This window comes from Faecalibacillus faecis, from assembly GCF_003024675.1.
Lineage (GTDB): Bacteria > Bacillota_I > Bacilli_A > Erysipelotrichales > Coprobacillaceae > Faecalibacillus > Faecalibacillus faecis.
Window position 1 is genome coordinate 64,525 of record NZ_PYLP01000004.1, and the last position, 22,392, is coordinate 86,916.

Sequence of the window (22,392 nt, forward strand, 5' to 3'; positions counted from 1 at the left end):
ATCATATGAGGGGGTTATAATATGAAAGAATTTAAAAAAGCCGGAGATAAAGTCACAATTGAAGATGTTTATGAATCATGTAGACACTATATTACTAATGAAGATGATATGAAACTTATAAAAAAAGCATATGATTATATCATGGTTAAACATGAAGGGCAAAAGCGTAAAAGTGGGGAACCTTATACCATTCATTTGATTTGGGTTGCTTATATTTTATCTACTTTACAAACGGGTCCACTTACAATTACAGCGGGTCTTTTACATGATGTCATGGAAGATTGCGATGTGTCACGCGAAGAAATGGTCCAAGAATTTGGTGAAGAAGTGACAACTCTTGTTGAAGGAGTTACTAAGATTTCTAAGATGCCATTTAAAGATGAAGCGGATGTTTATGCGGAAAATCACCGTAAAATCTATATTGCCATGGCAAAAGATATTCGTGTTATTTTGATTAAATTTGCTGATCGTTTACACAATATGCGTACATTACAATTCATGCCCCCAGAAAAACAAAAACGTATTTCTCGTGAAACATTAGAAGTCTATACACCAATTGCGCATCGTTTAGGGTTAAGTGATATTAAAACAGAATTGGAAGATCTTTCATTATCTTATTTGGATCCCATTGCTTATCATGATATTGCTCGACTTCTTCAAACAAAACAAGATGAACGTAAAGAATCTGTGGCGAAAATGATGGAAGAAGTTGAAAATCTATTAAAAGAAAATCATTATCAATATCGTATTTTAGGTCGAGCAAAATCTATTTATAGTATCTATAAAAAAATGTTTAAAAAACACAAACGTTTTGATGAACTTTATGATCTTTATGCACTTCGTATTATTTTACAAGATAAATTAGATTGTTATAGTGTTTTAGGTTTGATTCATGATCATTATCGACCAATTCCAGGACGTTTTAAAGATTATATTGCTATGCCAAAACCAAATATGTATCAATCACTCCATACTTCTGTTATTGGTGAAGATGGAAATACTTTTGAAATCCAAATTCGTACAGAAGAAATGGATGAACTTGCTGAACTTGGTGTTGCAGCTCATTGGCGTTATAAAGAAGGAAAAGGTTACTCAGCAAAGGATGAACAAAAAGAAATTGGCGAAAAACTTCAATGGTTGAGAGAATTTATTTCTTTATCAGATGATATTAAAGACGGCGATGCCAAAGAATATTATGATTCAATATCTCGTGATATTTTTGAAGCAAATGTTTATGTTTTAACACCACAAGGAAAAATCGTTGAACTTCCTAATGGTTCAACACCGGTCGATTTTGCTTACCGCATTCATACAGAAGTAGGGCACCATACAGTTGGTGCGATTGTTAATAATGTTATGGTACCTATTGATACAAAATTAAATACAGGGGATGTTTGTGAAATCAAAACCAACAAACAATCTGCTGGACCAAGTGAAGATTGGTTAAAATTTGTAAGAACAGCAGGGGCTCGTAATAAAATTCGTACTTTCCTTGCTAAAAAAGAAGCTGAGACAAAGAAAGATACAATTGAAGATGGTAAAAAAATCTTAAAAGATGAAATCAAAAAACGTGGCCTTGATGAAAAGAAATTTTTGGATCCAGAAACTTATAAAACGTATTTAGGGGCTTTCGGGGCAAGAAATTTAGATGATATCCTTTATTTCATTGGAAAGAAAACTCTTTCAGTAGCGACACTTTTAGAAAAAGTAAATCCTAAAAAAGCAGGATTCTTTGATAATTTATCTAAAATCTTACAAAGAAATAATGAACAAAGAGAAAAATTGGAAAAAACAACATCAAATAACGGTGTTGTCGTTAAAGGTGTTTCAGGATTAAAAATTCAATTATCTAAATGCTGTAATCCAATTCCAGGAGATAAAATTACTGGTTATGTTTCACAAGGACAAGGAATCAAAGTCCATCGTGTAGATTGTCCAAATATTAAACAAAAGGAAATTCAAAATCGTTTAATTGATGTTTATTGGGATTTTGCATCACTTTCTAATTTGAAATTTGATGCTGACTTACAAATTGATGGTTTAGATCGTACAAATTTATTAAATGATATTATTACGGTTTTAGGGCAAATGAAAATCAATATTTTGAATATTCATGCCGATGCTTCTGATGATGGAAAAGCCTTGATTAAATTAAAAATAGGAGTAGATGATGCCGAACATTTAAATCGTGCAATTGCTAATTTAGAACGTATTCAAGGAATCTATGAAATTAAAAGAGTTATTCATTAGAATTATAGTTTCAAACTATAATTCTTTTTTTTGAAGAAAAACTATAAAAGACGAAAAAATTTAAGAGTCCGTAATACAATAAACAAGTTGTTGATGGTTTTAAAGAAGAAACAAAGAGAATATTTTCTAAAGGAAATGGTAGAAATTTAAAAAATATTTCTTTTGGTTTATTGATGACATTATTACTAAGATAGTTATTTGCTTTATTTGTTTTAGGGGTGCTTATTTTTGTAGAAACCATTTATTATTTATCAATAATCTATTTATACATAAAAAAAATCTATCGCTTAGATAGATTTTTTTATAATAAATGAATATTATTGTTTTCACATTCATCAATCATTTCTTGTGGCCAAATACTTGCTTGAACTTCACCGATATGAGCACGGTTTAAAAGTAACATACAAAGTCTTGATTGACCAATACCGCCACCGATTGTGTAAGGTAATTCTTTATTGATGATAGCTCGATGATATGGAAGATTTAAACGATCTTCACAGTTTTCTTTTTTGAGTTGTTCTACTAAAGAATCTTCATCCACACGGATACCCATTGATGAGATTTCTAAGGCACATTGTAATGGTTCGTACCAGAATAACAAGTCACCATTTAGTTTCCAATCATCATAGTCTGGTGCACGTCCATCATGTTTTTGCCCGCTTTGTAAAACATTACCGATTTGCATAACAAAGACACACCCGAATTCTTTACAAATTTTATTTTCTCTTTCTTTAGCTGTTAAATCAGGATATTGATTTTCTAATTCTTGTGCAGTAATGAAATGGACACGATCTGGTAAACGATTAACAACATGAGGGTATTTATACCAAACTTCATGTTCCATATGTTTAATGACTTTAAAAATCTTTTTAACATGATTTTTTAATGTTGTAATATTGCGATCTTCTTTTTCGATGACACGTTCCCAATCCCATTGATCAACATAGTAAGAATGTAGGTTATCAACTTCTTCATCTTTTCTAATAGCGTTCATATTTGTATAAAGTCCTTCACGAACACCGAAACCATATTTTTTAAGTGCCATTCTTTTCCATTTAGCAAGAGAATGAACGACTTCGATATCATCATTTTCAAAACAATTAATTTGAAAAGAAACAGGTTTTTCAACACCGTTTAAGTTGTCATTTAAACCACTGCTTTTTTTTACAAAAAGAGGTGCTGAAATTCTTTCTAACATTAAAGCTCTTCCAAATTCTTTTTGAAATGTATCTCTTATGTATTTAATTGCTTCTTGTGTTTGTCTTAAAGATAACACAGGATCATAGTTTTCTGGAATAATGAGATTCATTTTAATTTTCCCCCTTAATAATATGTTCTATTTTATCATTTATCTAGATATATGAAAGATAATAATAAAAAATTATAATAGATATAAAAGTGTTTCAAATGTATTCACTTGTTGTCAATTTTCTTTCTTTTCTGTATAATAAGAAAAAATGAAAAGTAGGTGTAAACATGAGAAATTTAGAACATGTCAAACATGTTATTATAAAAATTGGTTCGACTTCTTTGTGTAATGAAGATGGACAGTTGGACAAAGAAAGAATTTTAAAACTCATCCAACAAATAGCCGTTTTAAAACGAAAAGGGTTAAAAGTAACACTTGTTTCATCAGGGGCGATTTCTTCAGGAATGGGTGTTTTAAATTTAAGTGAAAAACCCAATGAAATTTCTAAAAAACAGGCACTTGCGGCTATTGGACAAGCACATTTAATGCAAATTTATGAAGATTTATTTTCATTGTTCCATTTAAAATGTGCACAGATTTTATTAAATCATGATGATTTTGATCATCGTAAACGTTTGATGAATTTGAGTTATGCTTTATCTTCCATTTTAGATTATGATGTGATTCCGATTATTAATGAAAATGATACATTGGCAGTAGACGAAATTAAAGTGGGGGATAATGATACGTTATCAGCATTACTTTTACCAATTGTAGATGCTCAATTACTTGTTTTAGTTTCAGATATTGATGGGCTTTATGATGATAATCCTCATACGAATCCAATGGCAAAATTATTAAGTGATATTGAACTTGTGGATGATGAAATTATGAATTATGCTAAGGATTCAAGTAGTCAATTTGGTACAGGTGGTATGGTAACAAAACTTCGTGCCGCTAAAATCGTCAATGATTATGGTGGAGATATGGCTATTGTAAATGGGAATAATGAAACAGCTCTTATTGATTTGTTAGAAGGTAAACAAATTGGTACGTATTTTAGTGGAAAAGCAGGGCGTACTTTAAGTGCTAGAGATCATTGGATCATGTATCGAAGCTCTCCTAAAGGAAAAGTTATTGTTGATGATGGAGCCTGCGAAGCTTTAAAAACACATACAAGTTTACTTCCTAAAGGGATTAAAGAAGTAGAGGGTTCTTTTATGCAAGGAAGTGTAATAGATGTTCTTTCTTTTAAAGGACAATTGATTGCTAGAGGAATTACTAATTATTCAAGTGATGAGTTAAAATTGATTAAAGATCATCATAGTAATGAAATAGAAAGTATTTTACATTATAAAGATTATGATGAAGTGATTCATGCAGATAATCTTGTCATTAATAAGGGGTGAAAATCATGATTAAAGAACAACTTAAAGAAGCAAAAAAAGCCTGTCGTTCTATGCAAAATATAAAACCAGAAATAAAAAATAAAGCTTTAAGAAGTATTTCAGAGGCTTTAATTCAAAAAAGTGAACTGATTATAGAAGAAAATCAAAAGGACATTGTTGAAGCTGAAAATAATGGGATTAAAGAATCAATGATTGATCGTTTGTTGTTGAATAAAGAACGTATAGAAGCGATGGCACAAGATATTTTAAAAGTGATTGATTTACAAGATCCTATTGGAACTCTTGTAAGAGAAATTAAAAGACCAAACGGTTTAGTAATTCAACAAATCAGAATTCCTTTAGGTGTGATTGGAGTTATTTATGAATCAAGACCTAATGTCACCGTAGATATTGCCAGTTTATGTATTAAAACCAATAATGTTTGTGTTTTAAAAGGCGGTAAAGAAGCTATTCATTCAAATCGTATCTTGGTTCAAATTATTAACGAAGCCATTAAAGATCTTTTACCAACACATGCTGTTACGCTTATTGAAACAAAACATCGAGAAGAAACGTTTGATTTAATTCAAGCACATGACTATGTAGATGTCATTATTCCACGAGGAAGTGCGGGACTTATTCAATATGTTGTAAAAAATGCGACTGTTCCAGTAATTGAAACAGGAGCAGGAATTTGTCATCTTTACGTTGATCAAGAAGCCAATCTTGATATGGCTTTAGAAATTGCGAAAAATGCAAAAATTCAAAGACCATCGGTATGCAATGCAATCGAAACGATTCTTGTTCATCAAAAAGTAGCTCAAGAATTTTTACCAAAGCTTCAAGAAACCTTTAAAAATGTACAAATTTATGGTGATAAAAAAACAAGAAGAATCATTGATTGTTTAGAAGCTACTGAAAAAAATTATGCTACGGAATATGATGATTATATTTGCAATGTTAAAGTTGTAGAAGATATGGAAGAGGCTATTGAACATATTTATACTTATTCAACAAAGCATTCAGAATCCATTGTTACCGAAAATAAAGAAACAGCAAAATATTTTATGGAATCTTTAGATTCAGCTTGCGTTTATCATAACGCATCTACACGTTTTAGTGATGGGGGAGAATTTGGTTTTGGTGCAGAAGTGGGTATTTCAACGCAAAAACTTCATGCCAGAGGACCACTTGGTCTGCAAGAAATTACTTCTACAAAATATATGATTTATGGAAAAGGACAAGTAAGGTGCCACAGCCCGGTAAGGCGATAATTTCAAAACACTGAAAAATGGCATTTGCAAAGGCGAGCAATAAGGCTCCGACTCAAAAGGTCGGAGCCTTATTGTTATCTATACATAATATAATCGCATCTTTGAATTTCTGCACCTGTATAAGTATAATGAAAGTATCAGGAGGTGTCAGACAATGAAGGAACACAAATATCATATCTACCTGACCAATCAGGAGCGGTCAGAGATTATAGAGTCCCTAATTGATTTCAAAAACCTCTGTATGCAGCAAGGAAAATATACCGATGCCGTTGATGAGGTGTTGGTAAAGGTAATCCGTGCAAAAAAGAAGAAACTCAAAGTTGTCTACATCTAAACATAGCTTGGGCTGCTTATTCCCCGCTTGGGGATGAGCAGCCCTTTTCCTATTATATATATCCTTAAACCCTGTGCCGCTTTTCCGCTTTCGGAAAGGTGGCTTTTTTGTTTCAGAGGGTCACGAAAAAATTTTTTCAACTTTTTTGAAAAACACCCTGCCAAAACCCACCCCTTATTCAGAGTATGTGAAGGGGTTAATTCCTGACTCCGTACAGGAGCCGCTTCGTGATCCTTGAAAACTGAATATACAGGCACTTGGGACATTATTTCTGATGATAGCCCGAAGATAGGTACGCCGTGACTTCTCCTTTTCGGAGTATGAGCGAGAACCCCTGATCTGAAATTCGGTTTGCCACCGGAACGGCGATGACAGTCAGAATGATAATGATACTTCTCTACGGAGCTGGCGGAGTACCCGGCAGAGGTGAGATTCCTATGAACACGGTGCAGCACACCGTGACTCAAGTGTTTCCCGTAAGGCGAAAGCCACCGCAGGGGGCGTTGAGAACAAATACTGCGGACATATACATAGCTGTTTTCAAAAGCAGTTATGAAATCCACAAAGAAGGAGGAAAAAGCTAAATGCCAAACTGTAAAACCATAGCGATATGCAACCAAAAAGGCGGCGTGGGGAAAACCACCACGGCAGTAAACCTCGGCGTAGGATTGGCTATGCAAGGCAAAAAGGTGCTTCTCGTGGACGCTGACCCGCAGGGTGACCTTACTACCTGCCTCGGTTGGCAGGACACGGACAGCTTGCCGCAGACCCTTTCCAATAAGCTATCAGCGGTAATGCGGGAAGAACAGCAAGTCCCGTTCTCCGGCATTCTCAGCCACGAAGAAAAGGTTGACCTTGTTCCGTCAAACCTTGACCTTTCAGCGTTGGAGATGAGCCTTGTGACTGCAATGAGCAGAGAGCGCGTGATGAAAAACTATCTCAGCCAAGTGAAGGACAGATACGACTATGTACTGATAGATTGTATGCCGTCCCTCGGTATGATAACGCTCAATGCTCTGACTGCGGCAGACAGTGTGATTATTCCCGTGCAGGCACAGTATCTCCCCGCAAAAGGTATGACGCAGCTTTTATCGACGATTGCCAAGGTGAAGAAGCACACCAATCGGAACCTGACAATCGACGGTATCCTGCTCACGCTTGTAGACGGCAGAACCAATCTCGCCAAAAGTACGGTAGAAGCGCAGCGAGAGAACTTCGGTTGTCGGATCAGGATATACTGGACGACCATTCCCATTGCCGTAAAAGCCGCCGAGGTTTCATCCAAAGGCAAAAGCATATACGCCTATGAGCCGAGCAGCACCGTGTCTAAGGCTTACACGGATTTTACGAAGGAGGTGTTAGCCGATGGCAGGCAGAAAGAGCGACTTCACGCTTCCCACAAACACGCTCGATGATTTGTTCTCTACGCAAGAGGAGCGGGATGATGCTAAGCTCAGTAAAATCCGAGATATTCCCCTTGAGCTGATCGACGATTTTCCCGACCACCCATTTAAGGTACGGGACGACGAGGATATGATACAGCTTGTGGAGAGTGTCAAGGAGCGGGGAGTTATTACTCCGGCTACCGTGCGTCAGAAAGAGGACGGCAGATATGAGCTGATTTCCGGTCACAGGCGAAAACGGGCTTGCGAACTTGCCGGATTTGAAGCAGAACAACGGGAATACCTTGCTGAGTTGCTTAAAGACGAGAACAACTATATTTGGGCGGCGGTGCTTTACGGTATCCGATACAGTGACGATCAGATTGTCACCGTCGCTCTTTCTCAGGTGGGCAATGTAGGTCGCGAACCGTACTGGTCTTGGTACGGCTTCGGAAGCCGTGTGGAATGGTGTGCTTGTTTTGTAAGCTGGTGCGCCGATCAGTGCGGCTATATTGACACCGGGGTTGTACCCAAATATGCAGGCTGCGTGAACGGCGTCCAGTGGTTCAAAGACCGTGGACAGTGGATCGACGGTTCTGCCGATCCTGTCCCCGGAATGATTATTTTCTTTGATTGGGATAACAAGGGTTCGTCGGGTCCGCAGGACGGACAATCCGACCACACTGGCATTGTCCAAAAGGTTGAGAACGGTATCGTCTATACCGTTGAGGGCAACTCCAGCGATAGTTGCCGAATAAACCAGTACAGCGTAGGTCACTATGAAATTCTCGGATACGGAGTTCCGAACTATTGATGGAAAATTATGAAAAACCACCGGCTTCTTCACGCAGGAAGTCGGTGGTTTTCTTCTTCGGTTGAGTTTGTACAAAATGAAACACAGCAAAAGGCGGGACACACAGATTTGATAAAATACTATCTATGCTTGGAGGTGAAGCGAAAATGAAAGAATACGGTTATGTCAGGGTATCTTCCTTGGATCAGAACGAAGAACGGCAGATGGTAGAAATGCGACAGCTTGGAATTGCTGAGGAAAACATCTATAAGGATAAGCAGTCAGGCAAGGACTTCAACCGTCCAATGTATCAGAAGCTGCTTCGTAAACTTAAAAAGGGGGATGTCCTGTATATTATGAGCATTGACCGGCTTGGCAGAAACTATGAAGAAATCCAAAGCCAGTGGAGATTCCTGACACGGGAAAAGGAAGTTGATGTTTCTGTGATCGATATGCCGCTTTTGGACACAAGGCGTGGCAAAGACCTGATGGGTACTTTCCTTGCAGATATTGTGCTGCAAGTGCTGTCCTTTGTGGCACAGAATGAACGGGAAAATATCCGAAAGCGTCAGGCACAGGGCATTGCCGCCGCAAAAGCCAACGGAATGAAGTTCGGAAGACCTGTCAAAAAGGCTCCGCCCAATTTTCTGGAGATCGTGGAGAAATGGGAAAGTGGTATTATCAAATCCTATGAAGCCGCCGAGATGTGCGGAATGTGTGAATCAACCTTTTACCATCGACTGCGGGAATACAGAGCAACATTGAACAGCGAAAAAAAATCACTGTAAAAAAGTACACCTAAATACAAAAGCCATAAAAGTGGCTGCGGGAGAATGTTAACGTTCAGCAAAAATGTCACCAAAAATGAAGAAGGGTTCTATTAGTGTGAACCCTTTGTTTTTTTGTCCATTTCTTGAATGAGATTATTTAAATCTTTATGATCATTTATTAGTACCTGTTTGTTTTTATGTTTTGTACCTATCAATGTACAGTCATAAATAATCCCAATATATTTCATTCTTATTTTATTTTCTAGCACAAAATATAAAATTGTAACTTCTGTTGAAGTTCTTATTTTTACTACTTCTCCATTTTTATCATATGGGACATAATAATATCCGTTATAGGAAAACATATTGCCTTCTACTATTTTTCTGGTATTTGAAACAGTGAACACTAGATTCAAATCGTAATTTTCTGTTAGCTCTACAAATTCATAAACAGGATCAATTGGAAGATGTGCAAATTTTTCATTCAGATATTTTATGTAAAAGTCATTGAACCATATATTTAATTGATCGTAGTCTTTTATTTTGAACCTTATAATGTCATTGGGCAATCTTCTTTGAGCTGTACCATTGTACCGTTCTATCAATCCTTTGGCTTGAGATGTATTAGCGAAAATCATTTCAATGCCAAGTTTATCCATCATAACACCAAATGATGTTATATTACCTTCAGGACTTTTAAAGATGGTATGTTTATCTGAATAAATAGCTAAGGGAATTCCTTTTTTCTTGATAAGAAGTTCCATCATCTTACAATATCCATACATGCATTCGTTTTTGGTAAACCAGCCAGCAAAGATATCATTGGTTGCATCGTCAACGGCCATATGAAAAGTAAAGCGTTGACCGTTGCCAAACCAGTCAAAGGGAGTTCCGTCGATTTGAACAAGCATACCAGCTCTAGGACTTTTTTCTCTCAGTAAATGTAAAGGAGAGTCTCTTTTATGACTCCTATGTTTAACGGGAGAAGTCCATTTATATTCTTTATAGAGTCTTTGAAAGAATGAAATGCTTCTAGGTTTAAGATTATATTTGGATAAATCTTCTTTTCTAGAAGGGTTAAAAATAATATCTTCAAGATAAATATCTCTAAATTGTGCTATAGTGATATTGGGGTATAGCTTTTTGAAATTGACAATAAAATCAATTTCATCATTTGAAGCACGATTGTGGGCTGCCAAACCTTTATTACCGTGTTTCAAAGTAGAATCTATACCTTTTTCATTTAAAGATTTAGATAGGCGAATAAGCTGTCTTTTAGAATAATTCGTAAGAACAGCTAAATGATCATAAGAAATTTTCAAATCACCATTCAATTTTTTGGACAATAGATCAGCAACTTCTTTTCTGTCCAATATAAAAACCTCCTTCATATGACATGATAATGGAGAAGGGTAGAAAAGAAAAATCATGGTGACATTTTCGCTGAATTTTATGGTGACAAAATCGCTGGGTCTTAACAAGTGGCTGCGGGAGAATTGACTGTAAGAAAAAGGTATGATATAGTATAAAAAAGCTGAAAACATTGGGCTTTGTGGCTTGCTTTTCATCATTGAGGGCGCAAAAAAATCACTGTAAAAAGGTGTACTTTTTTAGAAAGTAGCAGGTGGGGGTAAGCAATTTGCTTGGCGAGATATACCGTGTCACCATGATCGGGCATCGAATCGTTGGGGACTTCGATATAGAAGAAAAGCTATACGATTTATTCAAGAATATGCTCCGCACAAAGAAGTATGTGGAGTTCTATTTAGGTAGAAACGGAGACTTTGACATACTGGCAGCAAGCGTTATTAAACGACTCCAGAAGAATTATCGTAACGATAACAGTGCTTTGATCCTCGTCCTTCCGTATCCAGTGAAGGATTACGAATATTACGAGAAATACTACGACGAGATGGCAGTGCTTCTTTTGGCATCTATTTCAGAAACAATTGCCTATATACAGGTCCACAGCCATATCAGCAACTCTTTTACCGTGGCAAAGTTATCCATTGAACTCAACGAAACATTTGACGGAAAGGATAAAACAAATGTAACTGTTGAGAACACCGAGATTAATGGTGTGTTTGGCGAGATGACTTTTGTCGGTGGGGTTGCAACCTTTGTTCTGAAGCACGGCGAGAGCAAGACTGCCACGGGCTTGCCCTCGGGGATTACTTACTCAGTAACTGAGGCAGAAGCAAATCGGGACGGCTACACCACGGTGGCTTCTAAAGCAAGTGGCAGCATCATAAAAAATGATACAGTAACAGTAGCCTTTACCAATACCAAGAACAGCAATATTTCGGAGGGATCGGATCATCCGAATGTGCCGAGTAAGCCCAGCACGCCGACAAATTCGCCCGAAACTGGTGACACTTTGAACCTGCGGCTATGGACTTCTGTAATGGGGGTTTCTTTGGCCGGGCTGATTATCTCTCTGGTAGTTGTGAAAAAGAACAGCTATCGTGGCAAACGGATGAAATAATCCAAAGGAGGCTGGGAGATTCCCAGCCATGCTTTGATATGGTTCACTATAATTGCAAGTAAAAGGAGGATTTGATGTGAGAACGAAAGTAATGTCATGGTTGTTAGCGCTGTGTCTAATGGTTGGATTGTTGCCGGCAACGACATTAGCTGCTGCGGCTCCCGGAACAAGCAGCGGTACAGTTATCTATGTATCCGAAAGCGGCGATGATTCAGCCGCCGGCGATGAGAACGCACCTCTTAAAACAATTGGTGCGGCATTTACGAAGGCAGCTGACGGAGATACGATCTGCCTGCTTTCTGATATTCAATTAGCTGGAAAGCTGGTTCTGACCGGTGATAAATCAGTAACGCTGGCAGACAAAGCCGGTGAAACTGCAAAGAAGATTACCTGTCAAAAAGCATCTTCTAGTGACGATTATATGATTGAGGTTGGTGTTGAATACGGCACAGCTACAGCGACGAACCTCACGCTTGAAAATGTGACGATTGATGCTGAGGGACAGGATATTCGCTGCATCCGTGTTTGCCCTGAAAGCCAACTTATATTAGAAAACGGTGCAACGGTCTGCAACGGACGTGCAGTCCATAGTGATGGTTCAACAGGAACAAATGACTGGGGCGGCGGTATCGTAGTTGATAGCAATGCAAAGCTGATTATGAATGATGGCTCTGCCGTAACCGGCTGCTCTGCTGAGCAGGGCGGCGGCATCTATCTCAGCGGTGAGATGGAGCTGAACGGCGGTACGATCAGCGGAAATACCGCAGTTGGTGATTATTACCGTCCTGGCATTACACAAAGTGCCCATGGCGGTGCAATTCTGATTCGTGCAAATCGTGCTGACTATGATGAGAGTTATGCAGTTCCGGCTAAATTGACTATGACCGGCGGAAACATTCAAAACAATAAAGCGGCAAGTGACCTAAGCGCTTTTGGCGGTGCGGTTGCTATTCTTGGCACACCCAAAAACACTGTAGATTTGACCAACGAATTCATTATGACCGGCGGTACGATTTCCGGCAATACAGCCGGATACGGCGGTGCAATCTCTGTTTATGCGGCTGATAGATATTGGAACGGCAACGCAAGCGTCAAGATTTCCGGTAATGCGGAGATTACTCAAAATACAGGCCGCAATGGCGGTGGCGCGATTGCTCTGTGGACCAGTAAAGCCGATAATTACACCAGCACCGTAGAAATGAGCGGCGGTACGATTTCGGAAAATGAGACATTCTCTAAGGGCGGCGGTGTTTTCCTGTACGGCAAGGGAGACTCGTTCTACATGACCGACGGCATAATTTCCGATAACGAAGCTAAACAAGGTGGCGGCATTTCCATCAGTGATACAGATGCGGCTGCTTATCTGCTGGGCGGTACCATTCAGGATAATAAGGCAATTGATGGATACCCCCACGTTGATGATGCTTCGGAGCGCAGCTATTACGGAAACGCAGTTTACCAGGATGGCAGCCTCTATCTTGACGGCACAAAAGCCAACATCAGCGGCGATATTCGTATCGGCTGCCGCTTTGATACAAGCGGAGGAATTTCCACAAACCGTTTCGTTGCCTTGGTCGGCGCATCGGATACGATGAACGATTACGAATTGACTTCTTTTGAAAGTGAATCACTGGATGGCAGAGTGGTTGTTGCCCCCAGTGCGATTACTTATGGAACAGAAGCCTATAGCGTAGCAGATGCCGAGCCGTATCTGGCGCATTTTACACACAACCATAAGGAAATTATTACAGATACTGATTATACGGCAGAAACGGGAGCTTCTTCTCAGGCTAAGAGCCTTGTTCTGTATGGAGCAATCCAAAAGTATTCTGTTACCTACACAGACGGTATCGGTGGAGCCAGCTTTGCGGATGAGGTAACCAGCGACCTGCGCCGTGGAACTCCCACCCCTGCATTTACCGGCGGAACACCGACCCACAGCGGCTATACCTTTACTGGCTGGTCTCCGGCAGTGGCCGCAACGGTGACAGCCAATGCGGTCTACACCGCCCAGTGGGTGCCTATTGGCGGCGGTGGTGAAGACCCATACGGCAACCTGACCGTTTCCAAAACCGTAACCGGAAAAGCCGGCGATACCGAACAGAAATTCACTTTTACGGTTAAGCTGGACCGTGCTATCAGTGGAGCATACGGTGATATGACATTTAATAATGGTACCGCTGTGGTGACGCTCAAGCATGGTGAAAGCAGCACAGCCACCAAGCTGCCTGCGGATATCCACTACACGGTCACCGAAAGCGATAACGATGGTTATACGGTAACGGCAAATGGAGCTACCGGTGTAATCAGCGACGGTAAAACCGCTGTGGCAGCCTTTATCAACACCAAGGATAGCGATGCACCGGACCAGCCGAGCAATCCGGATAGCCCTGTCACACCGAATCAGCCGGGCAGCCCAGATGTGCCGAATGACTCCGGTACACCGGACGATGTGCCCAAGATGGGAGATACCATGAACTTGGGATTGTGGATTTCCCTGATGGAACTTTCTCTGGCAGGATTGTTTATATCCCTGGTAGTTGTGAAAAAGAGAACCCGTCGAAACCGTCATTCTAACTAAAAATTAACTCCAATGCTGGCAAGTCAACTGACTGCCAGCATTGCTTCTTTTTTCGGTGGCCGTCATACGAGTCAAAGGTAACCGTCGTAAGCATAAAACCTATCTGCATATAAAAGACCGCCATCTCGGTGAGCAACGGCTCTTTGAGATGGCGGTCTTCTATTTTTGTGGCATATAGCATTCTTCCGGGGTATTGCGGGAAGCAGCTTTTCAGCCCATTCTTTGTCAGTTTCGTAACCACCAAGCCTCTCCGCACATAGACAGGCATGACCCAATAGTGGTGGGAAGTTTCGCAACATTGCAGAGCCATTATCTCGAAGGGCGTCATCAAATTATTTGTCATATCTTAGAAAATCGTTACAGTGCTCCTGCTGGCGCAAACGGTAGCCTTGAGAGATCAGCGTATCGGCTTTTAGAGCGACAAGGTTAATATCTGAGTTCAATGTCCGTGCGATCTGTTGCGTGTCGTATCCTCTTTCCGCAAGTTCAAGGAAGTCCTCATCTGATAGGGAAATCTGTGCGGCAAAGAGATTGGCTTCGTACTCCATACGGTTGTCCCTCATATTGAAGATCTCAAACTCTTTGAAGCCCCCGACTTTCGTGGCTTCCTCCCGATGTAAAGCATCGTGCCCTAATTCGTGAAGTAGCACGATGTTCTCCATAACTGGATGCAGATCATTTTTGATATAGATGAAGCGATTACGCATCAAGACTTTATATGCTCCACGCTGTTCATTGAACGGATAATACATTACCTCGATTCCTAATTCCCTTGCTATTCTGAGAGGATCACGGGTTCCGCATTGAGCAACAATGGAGTTTGCTTTTTGTACGATTTCCGAAGTGCTTACATACATCTGCTTCACCCCTTTTCAGTTTATTCCTGTTTCCATTCTAACACACAATGTGTCCCATAAACGGGACTCAATCCTGCTTGCCCTTAGAACGGTACTTCTTTGGGGTGTACTTTTTGTTTTTCTCTTTCGCAAGCCAATAGGCATCCATAATGGCTTGCATCATAACATCCATATCATCCTGTGCCAACTCACCGCCGGTAAACAAACTGGTTACTTCATCTGTGAGCTGTTGCGCTTGTTTGGCACCTCGTGCGCCGTACTGCTCCGCAGCCTGAGCAACGAGCATACCATCCGTACCGAGAAGCTGATCCACAGAAATATTAAGTGCCGTTGCCAGCTTCTCCGCTGCATCCAAGCGAGGACGGGAGGTTCCGCATTCGTATCTCTGTATGGTACGGGGGGGGAAAACGCCGGAAACCTTTGCAAGCTGCTCCTGCGTCATATCATTTTTTTCTCTCAGCCCTTTTAATCTGTCGCTGAACTTCATTATCAATTCCCTCCATAAGATTTCTATTTTTAGCAACACGACATTTTGGTTTGTCAAGAGGTTTCGCAGAATTTTCAAGGATTAAGGTGATTTAGTTGAGCAGATCAATACTGCATTGCGATATGAACAACTTTTATGCGTCGGTTGAATGTATGCTCGACCCGGTTTTGAAGAAGTATCCTGTCGCTGTCTGCGGCTCGGTGGAAGAAAGGCACGGTATAGTCCTCGCCAAAAACTACGCCGCAAAAGCCTTTGGTATAAAAACCGGCGATGCTGTATGGCAAGCGAAGCAGAAGTGCAGAAACCTTGTTGTAGTGCCTCCGCACTTTGAGGAGTACATCAAATACTCTAAACTTGCAAGAAATGTCTACCAGCGCTACACAGATCAAGTTGAGCCGTATGGAATGGATGAGTGCTGGCTTGACATCAGCGGAACAGACTACACCTTTGGTCCCCCTGAAAAGGTGGCAAATGACATAAGAGAAACGATCAAGTTTGAGCTGGGGTTGACCATCTCAGTCGGCGTGTCTTTCAATAAGATATTTGCAAGCTCGGTTCGGATATGAAAAAGCCGGACGCTGTGGCAGTCATTCCGAAGGATAGCTTTCAGGAAAAAATATGGGGACTCCCCGCAGCGGACTTGCTCGGTGTGGGACGGGCAACGCAGCGTGTATTAGATAGCTATTGCATTAGAACCATTGGCGATTTAGCTAAGACCGATCCTGACTTTCTAAACCGACGGCTCGGTAAAAACGGAATTGCCCTTTGGCAGTATGCAAATGGTAATGACCGATCTCGTGTTATGAACGCCGACTTTGTTTCTCCGGTTAAGAGCGTGGGACACGGAATTACTACCATCGAAGATTTGGAGAACGACGAGCAGGTGTGGCCCGTCTTTCTCGAATTGACGCAGGACATCGGACATAAACTCCGTGTCCACAAAAAGTGTGCGGATGGAGTCGCCATTCACATACGGGACAACACACTTTTTTCAAAGCAATGGCAAGCGGCATTGGATATGCCTACACAATCCCCAATGCTGATCGCAAAAGCGGCTTTTGCCCTCTTTGAAAAAAGATACGACTGGAGGAACCCGATTCGCTCAGTCACGATTCAGGCAATCAACTTGGTGCCACAGGACACGCCCCGACAAGTCGATTTGTTTATGAACATCGAAAAGATTGAGAAAGCAGAAAGGCTCGACCAGTGCATTGAAACCATTCGCCAGCGGTTCGGCAAGAACAGCATCCGCAACGGCATCCTTTTTCAAAATCTCCGGATGCCGAGTGAAAAGCCTAAGATTACTATGCCGACCGGGGTGCTTTGTTAAGGAGGTCAGTATGATTAGTACAAGCAGTAACAAGATTGATGAAATTGTTGTGCCTGATGAGATCGAAACCTATGTTTCGATGCCGTCTTGTTTGTTGCAGGGGTGCAGCAATGATCTGATTATTTTCCGTGCAGATGGAGGGAACCATTTCACCCACTACGGTATTTATGAGGGAATGTTTCTTATCTTTGATGTCAGCAAGGACTTCAAGGACGGACGCCTTTCCTGCTATCTGAACAATTCCGGCGATGATCGTCCTAAGTTCAAAGTTTCTGACAAGCCATTGGATGGCTATCGCCATTTTGGTAGGCTGGTTGCCAGTATGAAGAATTATGAGGTGTAAGGATGGAAGAAGAACGGCGCAAGGTATATGTGGAAGTCGATGTTACCAATAAGACGGATGGAACGGCTCGACCCCGAAAAATCAAATTTGAAGATGGTGAGGTCTACGAGATCGACCGTGTAAGGCACTGCTGTCGTGCGGCATCGACCAAGGTCGGTGGAACAGGGCTTCGTTATACGGTAATGATATGCGGCACGGAAACCTTCCTTTTCGATGAAGAAAATGGAAAGTGGTTTGTAGAAGGCAAGAAAAGAGCAGTTCTCTAAGGATGCCACCATTCATCAGCCCTGAAAGCGTCAAGGAACTTAATGAGGTGATGTGCGTGACAAAAGATAATTGGACACCTATACCGATGTATTGCTCTAACTGCGGTGCATTGCTTTACGGATATAGAAATGATGAGGGGAAAATCAAGTATGAGTGTAAAAGGTGCGGAACCGTAGCGGTTCGAGTCCAGAAAGGACGCTGACACGACAAGATTGACCTTTATGCCCCGGAAGGGCAAATCCGATATTATTGATCGGCTAAAAACTGAATACAGCAAAACGACGGAATGGTTGAGGTGAAACAGACTGCGTAATTCCATCTCCAGGTCACTTGCTTTGAACACTTCGGTTGGTTAAACCAAACTTGCTATGCAGATATGAGAGGCCACCGACAAGACAGTAAGCCATAGGCTTACCCTGTCTTGCCGGTGGCTTCTTTTTTTCGGCAAGAACAACCGACCAAGGGCTTCCGGCAGAGAAATCTCTGAAAGGAAGCCTTTTTCTATGCTGAACAAGTGGCTCTGCTATATCGCTGAATATCCGTGATCTCCGAATTTTGAATCAGAACACCAAATTCAAAATTCAAAGGAGATTACGCAAAATGACGAATAACACAATCAACATCGAAGCACTGGCAGAAGAATTTAAGGTTGAGTGTAAGGTTATCAAGCTAGGCTATGAGTATCCCGGCTACACAGGCACAGAAAAGTATGCCATTGTCACCGATCTCAGCTACGCTCAGATTATGGAACGGTATGCGCCTGTTGCAGAGCACTATTGTCCGTTTCTGCTCCTCAGCAAAGCTGCCGGAGAGGTCATCGCAGACTATAAGCGCAACGAGGACAAATTCTCTAAGCGGATGCAGAAAGATGATTGCTACGGCTTTGAGGATGGCATGACCGAGCGCTACAACATTGAATGCTGTGTCCCCGATTTTGCAGAAGCCTTGTTTCAGGAGCGCTTTCCGCAGCGGCTTGTGGAAAAAGCGTTTGCACTGCTTACTCCCATCCAACAAAGCCGTGTGAACCAGCACATTTTCGGAAAAAAGTCTTTTGCCAAAATTGCCGCTTCGGAGGGTAAAGCAAAGAACACAATTCAGGAGTCATACGATGCCGCAATTAAAAAGATGAAAAAATTTTTGAAAAACACCCTGCCAAAAGACCTCCCTTATTCAGAGTAAGTGAAGGGGTTATTTCTGATCTGGTCAGGAACGCCTTTCAAAAATAAAAGTATGAGGGGTTATACATTATGGAAAACAAGAACATAAGCAGCAAGGTTCGGCGTGGAGAAATCTATCTTTACAATTTCGGCAATAACGGTGGATCAATCCAAAGCGGTGTGCGTCCTGCTTTGGTCGTACAGTGTGATGAGGGCAATGCGGCAAGCAACACAACGATAATTGCCGCAATGACCTCCATTATCAAAAAGCAGTATTTACCGTCCCACATCATTTTAGACGATCGATTCGGATTGAAAGATCCGTCTATGGTGATGCTCGAACAACTGAAAACCGTCAATCAATCCGACCTCATTGAATATATCGGCAAAATCGATGACGAGCATTATATGAAAAAGATCAATATCGGTATCAAAAAAGCAATGGGACTTTGGGCAGATAAGCCTTATCGCAGACCCACAGATATTCGCTGCCTTTGCGTGAAATGCTTGGAGGACTATAAGAACAATACAAACTTCATTGTGAAGCGCCTTGATCCGTTTGCGAGAGTCAAGGAAAAATGCGATAAGTGTCAGAATCTCGGCTATGATTACCTTTTCATCGAAAGAAGCAAGGAGGGGCGTTAATGGAGAATACTTCGCAGAAGCGCAACCCAGCCATTGAATTTTCCTCTGACTTCAGCGACAACGATTTCAAAATGAAAATCGGTGGAACGGTGTATGAAGTTTCTACCCACTTTGATCCTGAAGGCAGTAGGTGTGTATTGCAGCAATTCCGTGACCTGATACTTTCAGAGGATTTGCTGGAAAATCGCATAATTGCAGAAAACGCCAAGGCGCGGTAAGATAATTGTGCCTTTGCAATGCCCGGTTGTCGGAAAGGAGATATGACAATGGCAACAGCAAACTATATTAAAGGGCAAAACGAAGCCAAAATTACGGCTCTTTACTGCCGCCTTTCGCAAGATGACGGGCGTGAAGGCGAGAGCAACTCTATATCGAACCAAAAGGAGATTTTACTTGCATACGCTCAGCGGAATAATTTTCCGAATCCGCAGTTTTTCACGGATGATGGATTTTCAGGTACAACCTTCGACCGACCGAGTTTTATTCAAATGGAAAACTTGGTGGAGCAGGGCGTGGTAGACACCATCATTGTAAAGGATTTGAGCCGCTTTGGCAGAAACTATCTCGATGTGGGTAACTACCTTGAAATCAAATACCCAACGCTGGGGGTAAGGTTCATCGCCATTCAGGAAAATGTCGATACCCTGAAAGAAACAGGTACAGAGATGATGCCGTTCAACAACATTTTCAATGAGTGGTATGCAGCTCAAACAAGTAAGAAAATCCGTGCGGTGTGGAAGAACAAGGCGGCAAACGGCAAGCGTGTTAGTTCCTCCGTCCCATTTGGATATGTCAGAAACCCACAGGACAAAGAGGACTGGCTGGTAGATGAACCGGCTGCGGAAGTTGTACGAAAAATCTATGCTCTGTGCACCTTCGCAAATTGCACGGCAACTTGAACAGGAAAAGGTGCTTATTCCCACCGCCTATTATGCTTCACTCGGCAGAAAGACACGGAAACAGTACACAGACCCATACGCTTGGGATCAGAAAACGGTCGCCTGCATTCTCGTCAATCAGCAATATACAGGCTGTACGGTAAATTTTATGACCACCACAGTCAGCTACAAGGTACACAAGACCGTGTATAAGCCAAAGGACGAGTGGCAGATCATCCCGAACACTCAGCCTGCTATCATTGACGAGGATACTTGGAAAAGGGTGCAGGAACTTCGAGAGCATCGTATCCGTCCGACAGCAACGGGCAGGACAAGTCTGTTCTCCGGCAAAGTGTTCTGCGCTGATTGCGGCTCAAAACTCAACTTCTGTGCTGCCAAGAGTTTGAACGCCAATCAGGAGCATTACCGTTGCGCCAATTACAAAAGTGGCAGAGGAAGTTGTCAGATACATTTTATCCGTAATGTTGTGCTTGAAAAAATCGTACTTGAAGCAATCAACAGTTTAGCGGACTTCGTAAGGTGCTATGAGCCGGTATTTCTGTATCTAATGGCACAAAAGGACATTTTATCTAAACGGACAGAAACCTCTAAACTTAGAACTGCCATTGAAAACGAAAAACGGCGTATTCAAGACCTTGACAAACTGATAGAGCGTATCTATGAAGATCAAGTCCTCGGTAACATCTCTGCCGAACGCTATGCAAGAATGTCGGTCAATTACGAGAACGAGCAATGCCACCTTATCAATAAGGTGGCAGAGGACGAAAAGAAACTCGCCTGTATTGAACAGACGAGCCTTGACTTGAAAACCTTATTGAAGGTTCTGCGAAACAGTACATCCTTTGAAGAATTGACACCAACCCTTGTGAACTCTCTAATTCGCAGGATTGAGGTTCATAACAACGACAAATCAAGCGGTCATTGCTATGTGAAGGTAGACATCTACTTCACGGCTATCGGACTGATTGACATTCCCACAGAGGACGAAATCAAAAGCCTTATGGCTAAAATCAAAGCAAATCCACAGGAATGCAGGCTTACAGCCTGAAAAGAGAAAACGGTGTAACCCCGATTGTGGGGTTACACCGTATCCCTGCCAAAAAACATCCTTATGGGGCTTTGGCTGGAGTTAAGGCTCCTTCTTTTTTTATAAAAAATTATTTAGGCTAAATAAATTTGCTAAACAAATACTAAACAAATTCATTTTGAAAGGCTTTATATTATGCTCTATCAAAGATAAAATAGTAATGGCGATAAAAAATGAAACTTGTAGAGTTATATACAGAATTATCAATAGATCCTTTTAAATTAATTGAATCAATTGTTCATGCCGAAGGATCCGCTGTTATTTTGTTTAAAAATAGAAAAAGTGAAATACTTTATGTCAATGAACAGTTCTACCATAAGCATCCACAATTCAAGGATTATAAGGGATCTGTTTTAGGGAAAATGGACTTTGATTTATTTCCAGATTCGCATGAACATGCCAAACAAGCTTTTAATGATGAACAAAAGGTCATGGAAACAGGAAAAGCAATCAATGTTGTTGAAACAGAAGGTAAAACAGAAAAAGGGCACACAATTATTGCACATACAAGAAAATATCCTGTGCATAATAAAGCTGGCGAAGTTATTGGAGTTTTTGTGATTACAGAAGATATGACAAGTGATGTTGTTGCTTTAAGAGAAAACCAAGAAAAAGCAAAAATACTTACAAAATTAAATGTTGAACTTTCACAAGAAAATGCGACGCATGCTTTAAGTCAACTCTATAATCGAAGATTTATTCATGCGGAATTAGATACTCTTCATAAAGAATATATCAAGAATAATACACCATTTTCTATTTTACTTTTAGACTTGGATAATTTTAAAAGTGTAAATGATAATTATGGACATCAAATTGGTGATGAAGAAAGTGTACAAGATTTGATGAACAAATGTGATTAAAGAATGTATAT

General features: G+C 40.8%; 23 protein-coding genes. 19 read left to right on the forward strand and 4 right to left on the reverse strand.

All coding sequences use genetic code 11. The features are described from left to right. Positions 1-21 precede the first annotated feature (21 nt). Entirely contained in the window at positions 22-2,250 is a 2,229-nt protein-coding gene (locus C7U55_RS05070; protein WP_106987628.1) for a RelA/SpoT family protein, read from the forward strand. A 301-nt stretch (positions 2,251-2,551) separates the two neighbouring features. Here the strand turns inward: C7U55_RS05070 and asnA are convergent, their stop codons facing one another. After that, complete coding sequence (asnA, locus tag C7U55_RS05075) at positions 2,552-3,559, reverse strand: aspartate--ammonia ligase (RefSeq protein ID WP_106987629.1); 1,008 nt, start codon at positions 3,557-3,559, stop codon at positions 2,552-2,554. Between the two features lie 167 nt (positions 3,560-3,726). On the opposite strand from asnA, the gene proB reads away from it, so the two are divergent. The 6 genes from proB to C7U55_RS05115 all read left to right on the forward strand — a co-directional run bounded on the left by proB (position 3,727) and on the right by C7U55_RS05115 (position 9,398). Further along, positions 3,727-4,848 (forward strand): glutamate 5-kinase, encoded by a 1,122-nt coding sequence (gene proB / locus C7U55_RS05080; protein ID WP_106987630.1) that lies wholly within the window; start codon positions 3,727-3,729, stop codon positions 4,846-4,848. Between the two features lie 5 nt (positions 4,849-4,853). Beyond that, on the forward strand, positions 4,854-6,101 hold the full coding sequence (locus C7U55_RS05085) for a glutamate-5-semialdehyde dehydrogenase (protein ID WP_106987631.1): 1,248 nt from the start codon (positions 4,854-4,856) through the stop codon (positions 6,099-6,101). A 154-nt stretch (positions 6,102-6,255) separates the two neighbouring features. Next, positions 6,256-6,435, forward strand: a complete 180-nt coding sequence (locus C7U55_RS05090) for a hypothetical protein (protein ID WP_048923067.1) — start codon at positions 6,256-6,258, stop codon at positions 6,433-6,435. Between the two features lie 584 nt (positions 6,436-7,019). After that, positions 7,020-7,850 (forward strand): ParA family protein, encoded by an 831-nt coding sequence (locus C7U55_RS05105; RefSeq protein WP_106987633.1) that lies wholly within the window; start codon positions 7,020-7,022, stop codon positions 7,848-7,850. Then, positions 7,801-8,631, forward strand: coding sequence for a ParB N-terminal domain-containing protein (locus C7U55_RS05110; RefSeq protein WP_106987634.1), 831 nt, complete (start codon positions 7,801-7,803; stop codon positions 8,629-8,631). Before C7U55_RS05105 ends, C7U55_RS05110 begins: the two co-directional genes overlap by 50 nt. Positions 8,632-8,777: 146 nt before the next feature. Beyond that, positions 8,778-9,398, forward strand: coding sequence for a recombinase family protein (locus tag C7U55_RS05115; protein ID WP_048923063.1), 621 nt, complete (start codon positions 8,778-8,780; stop codon positions 9,396-9,398). Between the two features lie 92 nt (positions 9,399-9,490). On the opposite strand, the gene C7U55_RS05120 is transcribed toward C7U55_RS05115, so the two are convergent. Next, positions 9,491-10,753, reverse strand: a complete 1,263-nt coding sequence (locus C7U55_RS05120; protein ID WP_162297411.1) for a DDE-type integrase/transposase/recombinase — start codon at positions 10,751-10,753, stop codon at positions 9,491-9,493. A gap of 266 nt (positions 10,754-11,019) precedes the next feature. Here C7U55_RS05120 and C7U55_RS14105 point away from each other — a divergent pair, with 266 nt between their 5' ends. After that, the gene (locus C7U55_RS14105) at positions 11,020-11,865 is read left to right on the forward strand and encodes a DUF7601 domain-containing protein (protein WP_106987636.1); all 846 of its coding nucleotides are present in this window, start codon (positions 11,020-11,022) and stop codon (positions 11,863-11,865) included. Positions 11,866-11,941: 76 nt separating this feature from the next. After that, a complete protein-coding gene (locus C7U55_RS05130) occupies positions 11,942-14,446 on the forward strand; it encodes a DUF7601 domain-containing protein (protein ID WP_106987637.1) in 2,505 nt (834 codons plus the stop codon). A 332-nt stretch (positions 14,447-14,778) separates the two neighbouring features. Here the strand turns inward: C7U55_RS05130 and C7U55_RS05140 are convergent, their stop codons facing one another. Beyond that, positions 14,779-15,303 carry an ImmA/IrrE family metallo-endopeptidase gene (locus C7U55_RS05140; protein WP_106987639.1) on the reverse strand — a complete coding sequence of 175 codons (525 nt, stop codon included), beginning with the start codon at positions 15,301-15,303 and terminating at the stop codon, positions 14,779-14,781. Positions 15,304-15,370: 67 nt separating this feature from the next. Further along, on the reverse strand, positions 15,371-15,790 hold the full coding sequence (locus C7U55_RS05145) for a helix-turn-helix domain-containing protein (protein WP_106987640.1): 420 nt from the start codon (positions 15,788-15,790) through the stop codon (positions 15,371-15,373). Positions 15,791-15,942: 152 nt separating this feature from the next. On the opposite strand from C7U55_RS05145, the gene C7U55_RS13925 reads away from it, so the two are divergent. The 10 genes from C7U55_RS13925 (at position 15,943) to C7U55_RS05190 (ending at position 22,381) form a co-directional block, all read left to right on the forward strand. Beyond that, positions 15,943-16,356 (forward strand): DNA polymerase Y family protein, encoded by a 414-nt coding sequence (locus C7U55_RS13925; protein WP_239985165.1) that lies wholly within the window; start codon positions 15,943-15,945, stop codon positions 16,354-16,356. Next, on the forward strand, positions 16,353-17,120 hold the full coding sequence (locus C7U55_RS13930; protein ID WP_239985166.1) for a DNA polymerase Y family protein: 768 nt from the start codon (positions 16,353-16,355) through the stop codon (positions 17,118-17,120). Before C7U55_RS13925 ends, C7U55_RS13930 begins: the two co-directional genes overlap by 4 nt. Before the next feature lie 10 nt (positions 17,121-17,130). After that, positions 17,131-17,463: a hypothetical protein gene (locus C7U55_RS05155; protein WP_227213539.1), complete on the forward strand. Its 333-nt coding sequence runs from the start codon at positions 17,131-17,133 to the stop codon at positions 17,461-17,463. A 2-nt stretch (positions 17,464-17,465) separates the two neighbouring features. Then, a complete protein-coding gene (locus C7U55_RS05160) occupies positions 17,466-17,729 on the forward strand; it encodes a hypothetical protein (protein WP_106987641.1) in 264 nt (87 codons plus the stop codon). A 601-nt stretch (positions 17,730-18,330) separates the two neighbouring features. Continuing rightward, positions 18,331-18,909, forward strand: a complete 579-nt coding sequence (locus tag C7U55_RS05165; protein ID WP_106987642.1) for a hypothetical protein — start codon at positions 18,331-18,333, stop codon at positions 18,907-18,909. Between the two features lie 68 nt (positions 18,910-18,977). Beyond that, on the forward strand, positions 18,978-19,532 hold the full coding sequence (locus C7U55_RS05170; protein ID WP_106987643.1) for a type II toxin-antitoxin system PemK/MazF family toxin: 555 nt from the start codon (positions 18,978-18,980) through the stop codon (positions 19,530-19,532). Then, the gene (locus C7U55_RS05175; RefSeq protein ID WP_106987644.1) at positions 19,532-19,750 is read left to right on the forward strand and encodes a hypothetical protein; all 219 of its coding nucleotides are present in this window, start codon (positions 19,532-19,534) and stop codon (positions 19,748-19,750) included. The genes C7U55_RS05170 and C7U55_RS05175 overlap by 1 nt, the downstream gene beginning before the upstream one ends. 48 nt (positions 19,751-19,798) lie before the next feature. Next, on the forward strand, positions 19,799-20,431 hold the full coding sequence (locus tag C7U55_RS05180; RefSeq protein WP_162297412.1) for a recombinase family protein: 633 nt from the start codon (positions 19,799-19,801) through the stop codon (positions 20,429-20,431). Then, a complete protein-coding gene (locus C7U55_RS05185) occupies positions 20,361-21,479 on the forward strand; it encodes a DUF4368 domain-containing protein (protein ID WP_106987646.1) in 1,119 nt (372 codons plus the stop codon). The genes C7U55_RS05180 and C7U55_RS05185 overlap by 71 nt, the downstream gene beginning before the upstream one ends. 212 nt (positions 21,480-21,691) lie before the next feature. Then, positions 21,692-22,381 carry a sensor domain-containing diguanylate cyclase gene (locus C7U55_RS05190; protein WP_106987647.1) on the forward strand — a complete coding sequence of 230 codons (690 nt, stop codon included), beginning with the start codon at positions 21,692-21,694 and terminating at the stop codon, positions 22,379-22,381. The last annotated feature ends 11 nt before the right edge of the window (positions 22,382-22,392 follow it).

Bases quoted from the DNA above. Each gene is read 5' to 3' on its own strand.
- C7U55_RS05070 (WP_106987628.1), top strand. From the start codon at position 22: ATGAAAGAATTTAAAAAAGCCGGAGATAAAGTCACAATTGAAGATGTT.
- asnA (WP_106987629.1), bottom strand. From the start codon at position 3,559: ATGAATCTCATTATTCCAGAAAACTATGATCCTGTGTTATCTTTAAGA.
- proB (WP_106987630.1), top strand. From the start codon at position 3,727: ATGAGAAATTTAGAACATGTCAAACATGTTATTATAAAAATTGGTTCG.
- C7U55_RS05085 (WP_106987631.1), top strand. From the start codon at position 4,854: ATGATTAAAGAACAACTTAAAGAAGCAAAAAAAGCCTGTCGTTCTATG.
- C7U55_RS05090 (WP_048923067.1), top strand. From the start codon at position 6,256: ATGAAGGAACACAAATATCATATCTACCTGACCAATCAGGAGCGGTCA.
- C7U55_RS05105 (WP_106987633.1), top strand. From the start codon at position 7,020: ATGCCAAACTGTAAAACCATAGCGATATGCAACCAAAAAGGCGGCGTG.
- C7U55_RS05110 (WP_106987634.1), top strand. From the start codon at position 7,801: ATGGCAGGCAGAAAGAGCGACTTCACGCTTCCCACAAACACGCTCGAT.
- C7U55_RS05115 (WP_048923063.1), top strand. From the start codon at position 8,778: ATGAAAGAATACGGTTATGTCAGGGTATCTTCCTTGGATCAGAACGAA.
- C7U55_RS05140 (WP_106987639.1), bottom strand. From the start codon at position 15,303: ATGTATGTAAGCACTTCGGAAATCGTACAAAAAGCAAACTCCATTGTT.
- C7U55_RS05145 (WP_106987640.1), bottom strand. From the start codon at position 15,790: ATGAAGTTCAGCGACAGATTAAAAGGGCTGAGAGAAAAAAATGATATG.
- C7U55_RS13925 (WP_239985165.1), top strand. From the start codon at position 15,943: ATGCTCGACCCGGTTTTGAAGAAGTATCCTGTCGCTGTCTGCGGCTCG.
- C7U55_RS13930 (WP_239985166.1), top strand. From the start codon at position 16,353: ATGAAAAAGCCGGACGCTGTGGCAGTCATTCCGAAGGATAGCTTTCAG.
- C7U55_RS05155 (WP_227213539.1), top strand. From the start codon at position 17,131: ATGATTAGTACAAGCAGTAACAAGATTGATGAAATTGTTGTGCCTGAT.
- C7U55_RS05160 (WP_106987641.1), top strand. From the start codon at position 17,466: ATGGAAGAAGAACGGCGCAAGGTATATGTGGAAGTCGATGTTACCAAT.
- C7U55_RS05165 (WP_106987642.1), top strand. From the start codon at position 18,331: ATGACGAATAACACAATCAACATCGAAGCACTGGCAGAAGAATTTAAG.
- C7U55_RS05170 (WP_106987643.1), top strand. From the start codon at position 18,978: ATGGAAAACAAGAACATAAGCAGCAAGGTTCGGCGTGGAGAAATCTAT.
- C7U55_RS05175 (WP_106987644.1), top strand. From the start codon at position 19,532: ATGGAGAATACTTCGCAGAAGCGCAACCCAGCCATTGAATTTTCCTCT.
- C7U55_RS05180 (WP_162297412.1), top strand. From the start codon at position 19,799: ATGGCAACAGCAAACTATATTAAAGGGCAAAACGAAGCCAAAATTACG.
- C7U55_RS05185 (WP_106987646.1), top strand. From the start codon at position 20,361: ATGAACCGGCTGCGGAAGTTGTACGAAAAATCTATGCTCTGTGCACCT.
- C7U55_RS05190 (WP_106987647.1), top strand. From the start codon at position 21,692: ATGAAACTTGTAGAGTTATATACAGAATTATCAATAGATCCTTTTAAA.